The 15,097-nt window shown below is 65.1% G+C and carries 13 protein-coding genes and 1 tRNA gene; 7 read left to right on the top strand and 7 right to left on the bottom strand.

Annotation, left to right across the window (positions count from 1 at the left end; all coding sequences use genetic code 11):
• The first annotated feature begins 53 nt into the window (after positions 1–53).
• Positions 54–719, top strand: coding sequence for a phosphoribosylglycinamide formyltransferase (gene purN, locus B3098_RS25860; protein ID WP_175123438.1), 666 nt, complete (start codon positions 54–56; stop codon positions 717–719).
• 931 nt (positions 720–1,650) lie between these two features.
• Positions 1,651–3,078, top strand: a complete 1,428-nt coding sequence (locus B3098_RS29215; protein WP_313064628.1) for an RsmB/NOP family class I SAM-dependent RNA methyltransferase — start codon at positions 1,651–1,653, stop codon at positions 3,076–3,078.
• On the opposite strand, the gene B3098_RS29210 is transcribed toward B3098_RS29215, so the two are convergent.
• Together B3098_RS29210 and B3098_RS29205 are read right to left on the bottom strand one after the other, a co-directional pair.
• Positions 3,062–3,289 (bottom strand): hypothetical protein, encoded by a 228-nt coding sequence (locus B3098_RS29210; protein ID WP_239214023.1) that lies wholly within the window; start codon positions 3,287–3,289, stop codon positions 3,062–3,064. The genes B3098_RS29215 and B3098_RS29210 overlap by 17 nt on opposite strands.
• Positions 3,290–3,782: 493 nt before the next feature.
• Complete coding sequence (locus tag B3098_RS29205) at positions 3,783–3,959, bottom strand: hypothetical protein (RefSeq protein ID WP_370633070.1); 177 nt, start codon at positions 3,957–3,959, stop codon at positions 3,783–3,785.
• On the opposite strand from B3098_RS29205, the gene B3098_RS25845 reads away from it, so the two are divergent.
• From B3098_RS25845 to B3098_RS25835, 3 genes are read left to right on the top strand one after another with little or no spacing between them, the layout of a single operon-like run.
• Positions 3,879–5,015 carry a DesA family fatty acid desaturase gene (locus B3098_RS25845; RefSeq protein ID WP_370633069.1) on the top strand — a complete coding sequence of 379 codons (1,137 nt, stop codon included), beginning with the start codon at positions 3,879–3,881 and terminating at the stop codon, positions 5,013–5,015. The genes B3098_RS29205 and B3098_RS25845 overlap by 81 nt on opposite strands.
• Entirely contained in the window at positions 5,012–7,306 is a 2,295-nt protein-coding gene (locus B3098_RS25840) for a UvrD-helicase domain-containing protein (protein WP_286899939.1), read from the top strand. The genes B3098_RS25845 and B3098_RS25840 overlap by 4 nt, the downstream gene beginning before the upstream one ends.
• A gap of 6 nt (positions 7,307–7,312) precedes the next feature.
• Positions 7,313–7,618: a chorismate mutase gene (locus B3098_RS25835; RefSeq protein ID WP_175123434.1), complete on the top strand. Its 306-nt coding sequence runs from the start codon at positions 7,313–7,315 to the stop codon at positions 7,616–7,618.
• A gap of 93 nt (positions 7,619–7,711) precedes the next feature.
• On the opposite strand, the gene B3098_RS25830 is transcribed toward B3098_RS25835, so the two are convergent.
• The 5 genes from B3098_RS25830 to dapC all read right to left on the bottom strand — a co-directional run bounded on the left by B3098_RS25830 (position 7,712) and on the right by dapC (position 13,826).
• Complete coding sequence (locus B3098_RS25830; protein ID WP_239214024.1) at positions 7,712–9,646, bottom strand: ABC-F family ATP-binding cassette domain-containing protein; 1,935 nt, start codon at positions 9,644–9,646, stop codon at positions 7,712–7,714.
• Positions 9,643–10,548: a 50S ribosomal protein L3 N(5)-glutamine methyltransferase gene (prmB, locus tag B3098_RS25825; RefSeq protein ID WP_175123432.1), complete on the bottom strand. Its 906-nt coding sequence runs from the start codon at positions 10,546–10,548 to the stop codon at positions 9,643–9,645. Before prmB ends, B3098_RS25830 begins: the two co-directional genes overlap by 4 nt.
• Positions 10,549–10,644: 96 nt before the next feature.
• Positions 10,645–11,784, bottom strand: coding sequence for a succinyl-diaminopimelate desuccinylase (gene dapE / locus B3098_RS25820; protein ID WP_279972196.1), 1,140 nt, complete (start codon positions 11,782–11,784; stop codon positions 10,645–10,647).
• Positions 11,784–12,605: a 2,3,4,5-tetrahydropyridine-2,6-dicarboxylate N-succinyltransferase gene (dapD, locus tag B3098_RS25815; RefSeq protein WP_175123430.1), complete on the bottom strand. Its 822-nt coding sequence runs from the start codon at positions 12,603–12,605 to the stop codon at positions 11,784–11,786. The genes dapE and dapD overlap by 1 nt, the downstream gene beginning before the upstream one ends.
• 24 nt (positions 12,606–12,629) lie before the next feature.
• Positions 12,630–13,826: a succinyldiaminopimelate transaminase gene (gene dapC, locus B3098_RS25810; protein ID WP_279972195.1), complete on the bottom strand. Its 1,197-nt coding sequence runs from the start codon at positions 13,824–13,826 to the stop codon at positions 12,630–12,632.
• A gap of 47 nt (positions 13,827–13,873) precedes the next feature.
• On the opposite strand from dapC, the gene B3098_RS25805 reads away from it, so the two are divergent.
• Positions 13,874–13,960, top strand: a tRNA-Leu gene (locus B3098_RS25805).
• 140 nt (positions 13,961–14,100) lie between these two features.
• Positions 14,101–15,084 (top strand): tyrosine-type recombinase/integrase, encoded by a 984-nt coding sequence (locus B3098_RS25800; protein ID WP_286899934.1) that lies wholly within the window; start codon positions 14,101–14,103, stop codon positions 15,082–15,084.
• The last annotated feature ends 13 nt before the right edge of the window (positions 15,085–15,097 follow it).

Genomic DNA, 15,097 nt, shown 5'->3' with positions numbered 1-15,097 from the left:
GCGCGCCTGATTTCGGGACTGGAACCGCCCGTTTTCCCTTGGAATTGTTCATCTTGCCGGAAACTTCTTCTATCAAGCGCCGCCTCGTCATCCTGATCTCGGGGCGGGGCAGCAATATGCAGGCGCTGGCCGAGGCCTGCCGCGACGAACACTGGCCGGCGGAAATCGCCGCCGTGATCGCCAGCCGTCCCGACGCCGGCGGCCTCGAATGGGCCGCCGCGCAGGGCATTCCCACAGCGGCCCTGTATCACAAGGACTACGCCAGCCGCGAAGCCTTCGATACCGCACTGGCCGCCGAAATCGATCGCTATGCGCCCGACTACGTCATCCTGGCCGGGTTCATGCGCGTGCTGACGCCCGGCTTCGTCAATCATTACGCCGGCCGTCTGGTCAACATCCACCCCTCGCTGCTGCCCGCATTCCCCGGCCTGCACACCCATGCGCAGGCGCTGGCCACCGGCGTGCGCGTGCATGGCTGCACGGTGCATTTCGTCACCCCGGTGCTGGACCACGGGCCCATCATCGCCCAGGGCTGCGTGCCGGTCCTGGCGGGCGACACGCCTGAATTGCTGGCCGAGCGCGTGCTGGCCGTGGAGCACCAGGCCTTTCCGGCTGCCGTTCGCTGGCTTGCCGAAGGCCGGGTTACCCTGACAAACGATCACCGCGTGGCCGTCCAGGGCGACCCCGTGCGCCTTTTTTCCTGGTCGCCGGCCGCTTGAACGGCCCTGAAAAGCATTTTTCGGGCGGAACGCTTCCGCCCTATTGGAATACACCATGACTAAACCCCAATCCCCGCGTTCCCGCCCGGCCGGCTCCTTCGGCGCCGCCTCGGAAGGCCGCGACGGCCGGTCTTTTTTCTCGCGTCCCAAAGGCGACGCCCGCAAACTGGCGCCGCGTGACCGGGCCGAATCCGGCGACCGCGCGCGCGACGAGCGCACGAGCGATCGCGGCGGCTACGGCCAGGACCGCGGCGAGGGCCGGGGCCGCCCCGACTCCCGCTCGTCGTTTGGTGGACAGCGCAATGAAGGGCGCGGCAGCGAACGCGGTTCGTACAGCCAGGACCGCCGCGAAGGGCAAGGACGCCCGGATTCGCGTTCCTCGTTTGGCGGTCAGCGTGGCGAAGGGCGTGGTTCCTATGGTCAGGATCGCGGTGAAGGCCGAGGCAGCGAACGCGGTTCGTACAGCCAGGATCGCCGTGAAGGCCAGGGACGCCCGGACTCCCGCTCGTCGTTCGGCGGCCAGCGTGGCGAAGGCCGGGGCTCCTTTGGTCAGGATCGCGGCGAAGGCCGAGGCGGCGAACGCGGGTCGTACAGCCAGGACCGCCGTGAAGGTCAGGGGCGCGCGGACTCGCGCTCGTCGTTCGGCGGCCAGCGGGGCGAGGGTCGCGGCTCCTATGGACAAGATCGCGGCGGTGCCCGTGGCGGCGAACGCGTTTCGTATGGACAGGATCGTGGCGAAAGCCGAGGCGGTGAACGCAATCCGTACGGCCAGGACCGTCGTGATGAGCAGGGACGTTCGGACTCCCGCTCCTCCTTCGGCGGCCCGCGCGGCGAGTCGCGCGGCGGCGAGCGCGATCACGCCCCGCAAAAGCCCCAGTCCAATCGACCCCGCCTGTCGCATGCGGCCATCCGCATCGATCAGGTGCAGCGCGTGCTGGGCGAAATCCTGCAATGGACCTATCCGGCCGACGCCGCGCTCTCGCACTGGCTGCGCCATCACCCGAACCTGGGCGCGCGCGACCGTTCCGAAGTCGCCGAGGCCGTGTATGACGTGCTACGCCACCTGCGCCGCTACCGCCAGTACGGCGAAAGCGGTGTCGGCCCCGCGTCGCGCCGTCTTGCCATCCTGGGCCTGAATGCGACCCTGGGCGCCGAGTTCCTGCAGGAGGGCATGGACGCCGCCGAGGCAGAGTGGCTGCAACGGGTCACCCGTATCGACGTCGCGACCTTGCCCCGTGCCGTGCGAGGCAGCATCCCCGACTGGCTGGACGAGCGCCTGAGCGCCATGGAAAGCCCGGAAACGCTGGTGGAAGCCCTGAACCGCCAGGCCAGCCTGGACCTGCGCGTGAACCCGCTCAAGGCCGAGCGCGACGCCATGCTGGCGGAACTGCAACAAGGTGCGGGCCGGTATGAGCCCACGGCCATGCCTTTTTCGCCCTGGGGCATCCGGATGGAAGGCCGCCCTGCCATCAACCGGTGGCCCCAGTTCGAAAACGGCAGCATCGAGGTCCAGGACGAAGGCAGCCAACTGCTGGCCCTGCTGGTCGCCCCGCGCCGTGGCGAAATGATCATCGATTTCTGCGCAGGCGCCGGCGGCAAGACGCTGCTGCTGGGCGCGCTGATGCGGTCGACCGGCCGGCTCTACGCCTTCGACGTCTCGGCGGCCCGCCTGGCGCGCGCCAAGCCGCGCTTTGCCCGTAGCGGCCTCTCGAATGTGGTCCCGGTGGTGATCGACAACGAGAACGACGCCCGTGTGAAGCGCCTGGCCGGCAAAGCCCAGCGCGTGCTGGTCGACGCGCCTTGCAGCGGCATCGGCACCTTGCGCCGCAATCCGGACCTGAAGTGGCGCCAGCACCCCGAGGCGCTGGCGGAACTGGGGCAGCTCCAGGAACGCATCCTGAACAGCGCCGCGCGCTGCGTTGCGCCCGGCGGCCGCCTGGTCTACGCCACGTGCAGCCTGCTGGCCGAGGAAAACGAAGTCCAGGCTGACCGCTTCCTGGCCAGCCATCCGGACTTCGAACGTGTGGATGCCGCCGAAATCCTGGGCGCCCGTTGCGAGTCCCTGAAACTGGAAGGCCCGTACGTGCAACTGCGTCCGGATCTGCACGGCACCGACGGCTTCTTTGCCGCTGTGTTCGAACGCAAGAAGAAGGGCGCCGGGACGGATGCCGCCGAGGCTGCTGAAGCCAACCTCGCCGACGAGGACGACCAGATCGACGCGGCCGATGGCGCTGAGGCCGAAGCCCAAGCGGGCGCCGACGCTCAGACCGTTACGGCCGAGGAAACCGCCGTCGAGCAAGCCGAAGTAAAAGCTTCCGACGTCAAAGAAACGGAAACCGCGGTCAAGGACCCGGCGTAACGCCCACCGTTGCACTGTAGCGGCGGGTTCCGATGGTCTTGTTCTGGTACTTCACTTCCCAGGACAGGGTATCGGAACCCGGCTGGTCGGCTTGGTACACAATCTGCGCCACCGGCACCGATTTGTACGCGCAGCGCCCGGAATTATTGGACTGCCCGCGTGTCTGCTGGATGCTGGCCTTGCCCAGCGTCGGCATCTGGGTGATCGACACGCGCGGCGCCCGCAGCGCCAGGCAGTCCGACCCGCGGATCTCATAGTAAGAAGCCAGGACGGCGACGTCCCCAGACTTCAGCGTTTGCGCTGAAGCCGGGGCGGATATCGCCACACCAAGCGCGGCCAAAACAGTTAAAAAACGGTGACGCATTGTTGTGGGCGACATTCGTGGGAGAATTGAGACAGTGGGCGGGCGGAACGGGGTGCAGTGTGCCCCGGTATCGTGGCGCCTTCAAGACTGCGGGTTTGCCTGACTGGAACTTTAAACGCCAAATGGTGCCAAAACCCGGTGCTACTGCGATTTTCAGGCCGTCCCCCTCTGGGCAAAGCCGCCGCAACCGCACAAGTAAAGCCTCTGCGCGCGCTCAAAGCGCTCGCAGGGCGGCTTTTTGGCTCAAAACCGCGCCTTAGTCCTTGATTTCTCTCAATAACTATTTTGAAACTAGATTGTCATCAGACGGCTAAGGTACGCTAAACTTTCAGCCACCTTCTCATGCGAGGCTCATAACAGCTTTATGGATTACATCCTCTCCTTCATTGCCGGCGGCCTGACCCAAGCGACTTGGTGGCAGATCGTCGTTTTCACTTTGGTCGTGACGCACATCACGATTGTTGCGGTCACGGTTTTTCTCCATCGCAGCCAAGCGCACCGCGGTCTGGATCTCCATCCGGCTGTCATGCACTTCTTCCGCTTCTGGCTCTGGATGACGACCGGTATGGTCACCAAGGAATGGGTGGCTATTCACCGCAAGCATCACGCCAAATGCGAAAAGGAAGGTGACCCGCATTCGCCCATGCTGTTCGGCATCTGGAAGGTTCTGTTCCGCGGCGCCGAGCTGTACCGCGAAGAATCGAACAACAAGGAAACCATGGCCAAGTTCGGCCACGGCACGCCTGACGACTGGCTCGAGCGCAACGTCTACAGCAAGCACAGCCTGTGGGGCGTGCTGACCATGCTCGCCATCGACGTCGCCCTGTTCGGCGCGATCGGCGTCACGGTCTGGGCTGTGCAGATGGCCTGGATTCCCTTCTGGGCCGCCGGCGTCGTCAACGGCATCGGCCACTTCTGGGGCTACCGCAACTACAACAGCCCGGACACCAGCACCAACGTGTTCCCGTGGGGCATCGTGATCGGCGGCGAAGAGCTGCACAACAACCACCACGCCCACGGCACGTCGGCCAAGTTTTCGGCCAAGTGGTACGAGTTCGACATCGGCTGGTGCTACATCAACATCCTGAAGTTCTTTGGCCTGGCCAAGATCAAGAAGGTTGCGCCCAAGCTCAAGCTGGACGACTCCCGCACGGGCATCGACCTGCGCACGCTGCAAGGCGTGATCACGCACCGCTACGAAGTCATGGCCCGCTATGCGGACGTGATCAAAAGCGCCGCCCGTGAAGAACTCGCCAAGCTGAAGGCTTCGCGCCAGGAAGGCAACGCCGAATGCGGCTACACCAAGCTGCACAGCGTGCGTCGCGCCATCCATCGCAACGAAGATATCCTGCAGCCCGAGCAACTGGCTGCCGTGGACAAGGCCATCGCCCAGAACAAGTCGCTGTCGACGCTGGTGCAGATGCGCCGCGAACTCGGCCGCATCTGGGAAAGCTCCAGCGCCAGCAGCGAACAGCTTCTTCACGACCTGCAGGCCTGGTGCCAGCGCGCCCAGCAAAGCGGCATCGCTGGGCTTGAGCAGTTCGCTCAACATCTGCGCCGCTACGCGGCATGATGCTAGAGAAGCTAAATCCTGAACAACGCGCCGCAGTAACGTTAGAACCGCAGCACGCCCTGGTCTTGGCCGGGGCGGGCAGCGGGAAGACCCGGGTGCTCACCACCCGCATGGCCTGGCTGATTCAAACCGGCCAGGCTTCGCCTTTTGGGCTGCTGGCGGTTACGTTCACCAACAAGGCCGCCCGCGAGATGCTGGCGCGCATGTCGGCGATCCTGCCGATCGATACGCGCGGCCTCTGGATCGGCACGTTCCACGGCCTGTGCAACCGCATGCTGCGCGCGCATCATCGCGACGCCGGTCTGCCCCAGAGCTTTCAGATCCTCGACGTCACGGACCAGCTTGCGGCCATCAAGCGCCTCATGAAGGCCAACGGCGTCGACGACGAAAAGTACCCGCCCCGCGATGTGCAGCGCTTCATCAACGGCGCCAAGGAAGAGGGCCTGCGTCCGCCGGACGTCGAAGCCTACGACGCCCATCGCCGCCGCCTGATCGAGATCTACCAGCTCTACGAAGCCCAGTGCCAGCGCGAAGGCGTGGTCGACTTCGCCGAATTGCTGCTGCGTGCCTACGAGCTGCTGTCGCGCAATGCGCCCGTACGCGAACACTATCAGCGCCGCTTCCGTCATATCCTGGTCGACGAGTTCCAGGACACCAACACGCTGCAGTACAAGTGGCTGCGCCTGTTGGCCGGCGGCGGCGCGGCCATTTTTGCCGTGGGCGACGACGACCAGTCCATCTACGCGTTCCGCGGCGCGAACGTCGGCAACATGGCCGACTTCGAGCGCGACTACGCGCATGGCACCGTCATCCGCCTGGAGCAGAACTACCGGTCCTACGGTCACATCCTGGATTCGGCCAACGCGCTCATCGGTCACAACTCGGGCCGCCTGGGCAAGAATCTCTGGACCGATCAAGGCGAAGGCGAGCCTGTCCGCGTCATCGAACAGCCGTCCGATGGCATGGAAGCGCAGTGGATCGTGGACGAAATCCGTTCGCTCATCCACGAAGGCAGCGACCGCCGCGAAATCGCCGTGCTGTATCGCAGCAACGCGCAGTCGCGCGTCATCGAACACGCCATCTTTTCCGCCGGCATTCCGTACAAGGTCTACGGCGGCCTGCGCTTCTTCGAACGCCAGGAAATCAAGCACGCGCTCGCCTACCTGCGCCTGATGGCCAATCCGCACGACGACACCTCGTGGATGCGGGTGGTCAACTTCCCGACGCGCGGCATCGGGGCGCGCACGCTAGAGCAGTTGGCCGACGCCGCCCGGCAGCATGACACCAGCCTGTATGGCGCGGTGGCGCTGGTCGGCGGCAAGGGCGGTTCGAATCTGGCGCAGTTTGCGCAACTGATTCATCGCCTGATCGAAGAAACGCGCGAGCTGCCGCTGCCCGAAATGGTCGAGCACATGCTCGAAGCCAGTGGCCTGAATGCGCACTACAAGGCCGAGCGCGAAGGCGCCGAGCGGCTGGAGAACCTGAACGAACTGATCACGGCCGCGGCCGTGTTCGCGTCCGAGGAAAACTACGACGGCATGCCCGCCGGCCTGGTGCCCGACCACGACACGTCGTCGACGCTCATGCCGGGCGTGGTGGACGCGCCGGCGGTTGCGGGAGACAACCTGACGCCGCTGGCCGCGTTCCTGTCGCATGCGGCGCTCGAGGCCGGCGACAACCAGGCCCAACAAGGCCAGGACGCCGTCCAGCTCATGACGGTGCATGCCGCGAAGGGCCTGGAGTTCGACGCCGTGTTCATCACCGGCCTGGAGGAAGGACTGTTCCCGCACGAGAACAGCATCCTCGAGCCCGCCGGCCTCGAAGAAGAACGCCGCCTGATGTATGTGGCGATCACCCGCGCGCGCCAGCGCCTGTACATCAGCCTGGCGCAAAGCCGGATGCTGCATGGCCAGACGCGCTATGCGATGCGCTCGCGCTTCCTGGACGAAATTCCCGAGCAGCATCTGAAGTGGCTGACGCCCAAGGCTGGACTGGCGCCGATCAGCGCCACGGGCGCGGGCTGGGGTGGCGGCAACCGGGGCGATGCCTTCGGCCGCAAGCCGACCAACACCATTGCGCCGCGTCAACCCCGTGGCGTCGCAACCGGCGTCACGGTGGGCGACAAGCAGTATCGTGTGGGTCAGGGCGTCCGTCACGCGCGTTTCGGCGACGGCACCATCATCGGTCTGAGCGGCGCGGGTCAGGACGCACAGGCGGAAATCCACTTCCGCGACGTAGGCGCCAAAACGTTGGCGCTGGGCATCGCCAAGCTCGACATTGTTCAGGGTTGACTACATATGGCTACCAACGATTCCCCCAAAGCCGAGCTGGCGGCCCTGCGCGCCGAAGTCGACGAGATCGATCAGCAGATCATGTTGCTGCTTGGCGTGCGATTCCGTTGCACCGACATGATCGGCGAACTCAAGACCAACCACGGCATGGACCTGGTCGATCCCAAGCGCGAAGCCCAGCAGGTCGAACGCATCCGCCGTTTGGCGCTGGAAGCGGGCGTTCCGCCCGATCTGGCTGAAACCATCCTGCGCGAAGTCATCGACACGGTAATCGACAACCATACCCGCTTGCGCGAGCGTCCGTACTCGTAACCGCAGGCGCGCGCCCGGCGCTTCCCACGCAAGCGCGCAGCACGCTCAAGCCCAAAGAAATCGGCCCCGGATTGGGGCCGATTTCATTTTGGATCAGGCTTCGCTCTGGTCTATCTCTTCCAGCGAGCCCTGCAGCTCCAGCCACTGCTCTTCCAGTTCCCCCATCCGCTTGCCGTGTTCGCCATGTTCCGCCATGACCTTCTGCCGTTCGGCGCGGCGTGCGTCGGAATACAGGTCCGGGTCGGCGATCACCGCATCCAGGGCGGCCAATTTGCCGCGCAGCTTTTCCATCTCGGTTTCGACCTTGGCCAGCTTGGACTCCAGCGGCTTGCGCAGGGCAGACAGGCGTTGCCGTTGTTCGGCCTCGGCGCGGCGTTGCGCCTTGCGATCCACGACAGGCTCGCCGCTGCTTTCAGCGTTTTCACGCGCCTCGGCCCGCTCGTCCGCGTTGCGCGCGGCCAGCCAGTCGCGGTAGTCCTCAAGGTCGCCGTCGAACTCGCGCACCGCACCGTCCGCCACGATCCAGAAGCTGTCCACCGTAGTCCGCAAGAGGTGCCGGTCGTGCGACACCAGCAACATGCTGCCGCCGAAGTCCGCCAGCGCGGTGGCCAGGGCCTCGCGGGTCTCCACGTCCAAGTGGTTGCTGGGTTCATCCAGCAGCAGCAGGTTGGGCTTTTGCCAGACGATGAGCGACAGCGCCAGCCGCGCCTTTTCGCCGCCCGACATCGGGCCGACCTTGCTGGTGACTGTATCGCCCGAGAACCCGAACCCCCCAAGGTAATTGCGCAGCTCCTGCTCGCGCGCCTCGGGCGCCAGGCGGGCCAGGTGCGCGATCGGCGTGCTGTCCACGTCCAGCATGTCCAGCTGGTGCTGGTGGAAATACCCGATGGCCAGGCCGCGCGAGGCGCGGCGCTCGCCCGCCTGCACGGGGATCTCTTCGGCCAGGGTCTTGATCAGCGTGCTCTTGCCGGCCCCATTGGCGCCCAACACGCCCACGCGGCTGCCGGCGCGCACCATCAGCGTCACGTCGCGCAGGATGGGCACCGCGTTGCCTTCGGCGTCGGTGTAGCCCGCGGACAAGTGTTCCAGCGTCATCAGCGGATCGGGCACCTGTTCGGGTGACGGAATGCGGATGTCGATGCCCGCTTCGGCCTGCAGCGGCGCCAGCACCTGCATGCGCGCCAGCGCCTTCACGCGGCTCTGCGCCTGCTTGGCCTTGGAGGCCTTGGCCTTGAAGCGGTCGATGAAGCCTTGCAGCCGGGCCGTCTCGCGCGTCTGGCGCTCATAGGCAATGTTGGATTGACGCAGGCGCTCGGCGCGTTGCGTCAGGAAGTCGCCATAACCGCCGCGATACCGCGTCAGCTTGGCATGGTCGAAATGCAGAATGGACCGCGCGACGGCATCCAGGAATTCGGTGTCATGGGAGATCAGCATGACGGTGCCTTCGTAGGCGCCGAGCCACTTCTCCAGCCACAACATGGCGTCCAGGTCCAAGTGGTTGGTGGGCTCGTCCAGCAGCAGCAATTCGGACGGAGCCATCAGCGCGCGGGCCAGCGCTAGACGCATGCGCCAGCCGCCGGAAAAGCTCTCGACGGGCTGCGTCCATTCGGCAGGCTTGAAGCCCAGGCCGGCCAGCAGTTGCTCGGCGCGCGAGGCGGCGCTCCAGGCGCCGGCTTCCACCAGCGCGGCTTCCACTTCCGCGATCTGCGTGCCCTGGTCGTCGGACAGCGTCGCGCGCTGCGCCTGCAACGCGCGCAGGTGCGTGTCGCCGTCGATGACGAACTCGCGGGCAGGGCGGTCGTCGGCGTGAAGTTCCTGCTCGACGCTGGCGATGCGCCAGCCGGCGGGCAGCGACAAGGTGCCGGCGTCCAGGTCCAGCGCGCCGGTCAGCAGCGCGAACAGCGAGGACTTGCCCGCGCCGTTTTTGCCTACGATGCCGACCCGTTCACCGGGGTTTACAACGAATTCGGCGCCGTCCAGCAGCACTTTCGTGCCGCGGCGCAGGGTCAATCCAGAGGCGCGTATCACAGGCTCAGTTGCTCGCGGGTAAGCAGCAGCAGCTGGTCCGAGGCTTCCTCGGTGTCCAGCCAGACGGGCGAAAGCTGCGGGAAGGCGGCCTCGAAGAAATCGCGCTCGTGGCCGATTTCCAGCACCAGCACGCCGTTTTCCGACAGGTAGCGTGGCGCGGCGTCCAGGATGCGGCGCACGAGGTCCATGCCGTCGTCGCCGCCGGCCAGCGCCAGTTGCGGTTCGTGCAGATACTCCTGGGGCAGGGCGCGCATCGAACCGCTGTTCACGTAGGGAGGATTGCAGACGATCACGTCGTATTCGCGCGCGGGCAGGTTGTCGAAGAGATTGCTGGCGTGCAGGTCCAGGCGATCGGAAAGCCCGTAGTCGTCGACGTTGCGGCGGGCGACTTCCAGCGCGTCGGCGGAAACATCCACGGCGTCCACGTGGGCGTAGGGAAAGGCCAGCGCCGACAGGATCGCCAGGCAGCCCGAGCCGGTGCACATGTCCAGCACGTTCTCGACCGCCAGCGCGTCCTGCACCCACGGCGACAGCCCCTGGTCCAACAGCTCGGCGATCGGCGAGCGCGGCACGATGACCCGCTTGTCGACGTAGAACCGATGACCGCGAAGCCAGGCTTCGTTGGTCAGGTAGGCGGCGGGCACGCGTTCGGTCACGCGGCGGTCCAGCAGGTCTAGCACGCGCTCGCGCTCTTCGCGCACCACCCGGGCATCCAGGAACGGATCCAGCGTGTCCAGCGGCAGGTGCAGCGCGTGCAGTGTCAGGTAGACCGCCTCGTCCCAGGCATTGTCGCTGCCGTGTCCCAGCGACACCTGGGCGCCATTCAGGCGCGACACGCCGTAGCGGATCAGGTCGCGCACGGTCTGCAGTTCTTCGCGGGAGGTTGCGTTCGTATCAGGCATTCAATTCACCGCCCCAGGGGGAAAACGGAAAAACGCCCCCGGCAGGGGGGGCTAAAAAGATCGCGCGGCGGGACTTGCATCCCGCCGGCGCGAGCATCAAGCGGGCAACAGCAGGTTTTCCAGCGTGCGCCGATAGATGTTCTTGAGCGGTTCCAGCGAGGCGACCTCGATGCGCTCGTTGACCTTGTGGATCGTCGCGTTGCCGGGGCCGAACTCGATGACCTGCGGGCAGATCTTGGCGATGAAGCGGCCGTCGGACGTGCCGCCCGTGGTCGACAGCTCGGCGGTCACGCCGGTTTCGGCATGGATCGCCTTGACCAGTGCATCCGTCAACGATCCGCGCGGGGTCAGGAACGGCTCGCCGCCCAGTTCCCACTCCAGGTCGTATTCCATGCCATGCTTGTCCAGCACGGCATGAACCCGCTGCTTCAGGCTTTCCGGCGTGCTGGCGGTCGAGAAGCGGAAGTTGAACAACGCCACTGCCTCGCCCGGCACCACATTCGTGGCGCCCGTACCGGAGTTCAGATTCGACACCTGGAACGTCGTGGGCGGGAAGTATTCATTGCCCTGGTCCCATTCGATGTTCACGATGTCGGCCAGCGCGGGCGCAAGCTGGTGCACGGGGTTGCGCGCCAGATGCGGGTAGGCCACGTGGCCCTGGATGCCCTTGACCGTGAGCTTGCCCGACAACGAGCCGCGGCGGCCGTTCTTGCAGGTGTCGCCCAGCACGTCGCCCGACGTGGGCTCGCCGACGATGCAGTAATCCAGCTGCTCGCCGCGCGCTTTCAAAGCGTCGCAGACGATGGCGGTGCCATCGATGGACGGGCCTTCCTCGTCGGAGGTGATCAGCAGCGCGATCGAGCCGCCATGGTCCGGATGGGCCGCCACGAACTCCTCGGCCGCCACCACAAAGGCGGCGATCGAGCTTTTCATGTCGGCCGCGCCGCGGCCATACAGCCAGCCGTCGCGTTCGGTGGGAACGAAGGGATCGCTGTTCCACTTTTCGCGCGGGCCCGGGGGCACCACGTCGGTGTGGCCGGCAAAGACCGTCAGCGGGGCGGCGCTGCCGCGCCGGGCCCACAGATTGGTCACGCCGCCCTGCGCGATGGTCTCGCAGGTGAAGCCGATGCGTTCGAGCCGGGCGGCAAGCGCCGCCTGGCAGTCTTCGTCCGCGGGCGTCACTGAGGGACGGGCGATCAGGTCCTTGACCAGATCCAGTACGGCCGAATTGCTCATCAAGCCCTCAGCAGATCGTTGATGCTGGTCTTGGCGCGGGTCTGCGCATCGACACGCTTGACGATCACGGCGCAGGCCAGGCTATGCGAACCGTCAGCCGACGGCAGCGAACCGGGCACCACGACCGAGCCGGACGGCACGCGGCCGTACGTGATCTTGCCGGTGGCGCGGTCGTAGATCTTGGTGCTTTGCGACAGGAACACGCCCATGGCCAGCACCGAGTTCTCTTCGACCACGACGCCTTCCACGACTTCGGAGCGCGCGCCGATGAAGCAGTTGTCTTCGATGATGGTGGGGTTGGCCTGCAGGGGCTCGAGCACGCCGCCGATGCCGACGCCGCCCGACAGGTGGACGTTCTTGCCGATCTGGGCGCACGAACCGACGGTGGCCCACGTGTCGACCATGGTGCCTTCGTCAACGTAGGCGCCGATGTTCACGTACGAGGGCATCAGCACCACGTTGCGACCAATGAACGAGCCGCGGCGGGCGACGGCCGGCGGCACCACGCGGTAGCCGCCTTGCTTGAACGCGTTGTCGCCGAACTCCGAAAACTTGAGCGGCACCTTGTCGTAGAACTGCAGGGGCGCCTGGCCCATGATGGCGTTCTCGTTCAGACGGAACGACAGCAGCACGGCCTTCTTGATCCACTGGTGCACGACCCAGTCGTCATTGATCTTCTCGGCCACGCGCAGGCGGCCCAGATCCAGACCGTCGATGGTGTGCTCGACGGCTTCGCGCACTTCGGCGCTGGCGTCGACGGGCGACAGGTTGGTCCGGTTTTCCCAGGCTTGTTCAATGGTGGTCTGCAGGTCGAGAGTCATATCGGCTCAGCTTTTAAAGGTTGGTCAAACAGAGGTATGTACAAAATGGGCGATGCGCTCGGCCGCCTGCACGCAGTCGGCCAAAGGCGCCACCAGGGCGATGCGGATGCGTCCCTGGCCCGGATTGAAGCCATGGGCCTCGCGTGCCAGGAAACTGCCCGGCAGCACGGTAACACCGGTGCGGCCATAGAGGTCGCGCACGAACGCCGTATCCGAACCGGGCGTTGCCGCCCACAGATAAAACGAAGCTTGCGGCCGTGACACATCCAGCACCTTCTGCAGGATGGGCACGACCGCATCGAATTTCTCGCGGTACTGGCGCCGGTTTTCCTTCACGTGGGTCTCGTCCGTCCACGCGGCAATACTGGCCGCGGACACGATCGGGCTCATCGCACTGCCATGATACGTGCGATACAGCAGAAAACGGCCGATCAGCGCGGCATCGCCGGCCACGAACCCGGAGCGCAGGCCCGGCACGTTGGAGCGCTTGGACAGGCTGGAAAACGCCACCAGATTGCGGTAGTCGTCCCGGCCCAGACGGCGCGCCGCCTGCAAACCGCCCAGCGGGGGATCGCCTTCGTCCAGGTAGATCTCGGAATAACACTCGTCCGACGCAATCACGAAGCCGTAGCGGTCGGACAATTCGAACAGGGTTTTCCATTCTTCCAGCGACATCACGTTGCCCGCGGGATTGCCCGGCGAACACACGAACACCAGGCGCGTCTTCTTCCAGATGTCGTCCGGCACCTGGTTCCAGTCGCTGCCGAAATTGCGCACCGGATCGGCGTTGACGAAGTAGGGCGTTGCGCCCGCCAGCAGCGTGGCGCCTTCGTAGATCTGATAGAACGGATTGGGGCAGATCACCACCGAACCTGCCGACGGATCGATCACGGTCTGGGTGAATGCAAACAGCGCCTCGCGCGATCCGAGTGCCGGCAGCACCTGCGTGTCGGCATCGGGCGCCGGAATGCTGTAGCGGCGCGCCAGCCATTCGGAAATCGCCCGGCGCAATGCCGGATCGCCCTTCGTGGAGGGGTAGACCGACAGCCCGGCCATGCTGTCGCGGATGGCTTGGGCGACGCGCTCCGGCGCGGCGTGTTTGGGCTCGCCGATCGACAGGTTGATGGGCGCAATACTGTCCGGTTGCGAGCTGGCTGAGGCCAGCAAAGCCCGCAGTTTTTCGAACGGGTAGGGGTGTAGGGCATCGAGGCGCGGATTCATGACGCAAGATTTTAACAAGCAAGCTACAATAGCGGGCTTGGCCTATTGCGAAGGTGGCGAAATTGGTAGACGCACCAGGTTTAGGTCCTGACGCCGTAACAGGTGTAGGGGTTCGAGTCCCCTCCTTCGCACCAACTTATTGAAAACTGTTGATAGGCTATCATCAAAGCCTTTCAAATCAACGGTTTGGCGGGGTGGGTGGGTGATTGGTTGACTGCCAAAAAGCAAGAATTCGCAGTCGCCGGCCCCATCCAGGCCCCGCTCCTGGCCCCACATGCCAAGCATCCAAAAGACCGCAAAAGGCTACCGCGCTCAGATCAAACTAGCCGGGGTGCGTGAGAGCGACACCTTTCCGACACGTCGTGAGGCGGTCGAATGGGCTGCGAAACGTGAGGCGGAGATCCGCGATCACGCTACGAAACCTGCCGGCGACCTGCATTCGCTTCGGCAAGCGTTGCGAAAATACAGCGATGAAGTGTCTCCCCACCGTAAGGGCGAGAGGTGGGAGCAGGTGCGCCTCGCGGCGTTCGAGAGCTATCTTCTGCCCCTGGACCTGCCGATTTCCAAGGTGACGGCCCAGCACGTGGCTGCATTCCGAGATGCTCGGTCGAAGAAAATCGGTCCGTCTTCCGTGCTTCGTGAGCTCAGCCTGCTAGCGTCCGTGTTTGAGGCGGCTCGTCTCGAATGGGAGTGGGTCGACGTCAACCCGTGCCGAGGGATCCGCAAGCCCTCGAAGGGAAAGCACCGCGATCGCGTCATCAGTATGTCGGAAGTGCGCGCGATGTTGCGCACAATGGGCTACAGCCGGCGCGGGCGAGTGGCGAGTACGGGCCAGGCCGTGGCCAACTGCATGCTGTTGGCACTGCGTACGGGCATGCGGGCTGGCGAGCTATGCGGGCTGACCTGGGCAAACGTGCATGATCAGCATGCTCATTTGCCTGACACGAAAAGCGATCGCCCGCGCAATGTGCCTTTGTCGACCCGAGCTTTAGCCATTCTGGCGCGGATGAGGGGGTGGGATGATGAGTTGGTGTTGGGTATCAGCTCTGCGTCTCTAGATGCGCTGTTCCGGAAGTACCGCAAACGAGCCGAGCTAGACGGCTTCACTTTCCATGACACCCGGCATACTGCGGCGACGATGATCTCCAAGAAGATCGACGTCCTCGACCTCTGCAAAATGTTCGGATGGACCGATCCGAAGATGGCCATGGTTTACTACAACCCTCACGCCTCAAGCATCGCCGATCGGTTGGGGTAACGTAATCCTTCTC

The organism is Achromobacter sp. UBA2119 (assembly GCF_002331005.1).
Classification (GTDB): domain Bacteria; phylum Pseudomonadota; class Gammaproteobacteria; order Burkholderiales; family Burkholderiaceae_B; genus Achromobacter; species Achromobacter animicus.
This window is presented reverse-complemented; position numbering and strand designations above follow the sequence as displayed.

Excerpts from the sequence above, each read along its gene's own strand:
- dapC (WP_279972195.1), bottom strand. The coding sequence starts at position 13,826 with ATGAATCCGCGCCTCGATGCCCTACACCCCTACCCGTTCGAAAAACTG.
- B3098_RS25800 (WP_286899934.1), top strand. The coding sequence starts at position 14,101 with ATGCCAAGCATCCAAAAGACCGCAAAAGGCTACCGCGCTCAGATCAAA.
- B3098_RS25840 (WP_286899939.1), top strand. The coding sequence starts at position 5,012 with ATGATGCTAGAGAAGCTAAATCCTGAACAACGCGCCGCAGTAACGTTA.
- B3098_RS29205 (WP_370633070.1), bottom strand. The coding sequence starts at position 3,959 with ATGGAGATCCAGACCGCGGTGCGCTTGGCTGCGATGGAGAAAAACCGT.
- B3098_RS25835 (WP_175123434.1), top strand. The coding sequence starts at position 7,313 with ATGGCTACCAACGATTCCCCCAAAGCCGAGCTGGCGGCCCTGCGCGCC.
- prmB (WP_175123432.1), bottom strand. The coding sequence starts at position 10,548 with ATGCCTGATACGAACGCAACCTCCCGCGAAGAACTGCAGACCGTGCGC.
- dapD (WP_175123430.1), bottom strand. The coding sequence starts at position 12,605 with ATGACTCTCGACCTGCAGACCACCATTGAACAAGCCTGGGAAAACCGG.
- dapE (WP_279972196.1), bottom strand. The coding sequence starts at position 11,784 with ATGAGCAATTCGGCCGTACTGGATCTGGTCAAGGACCTGATCGCCCGT.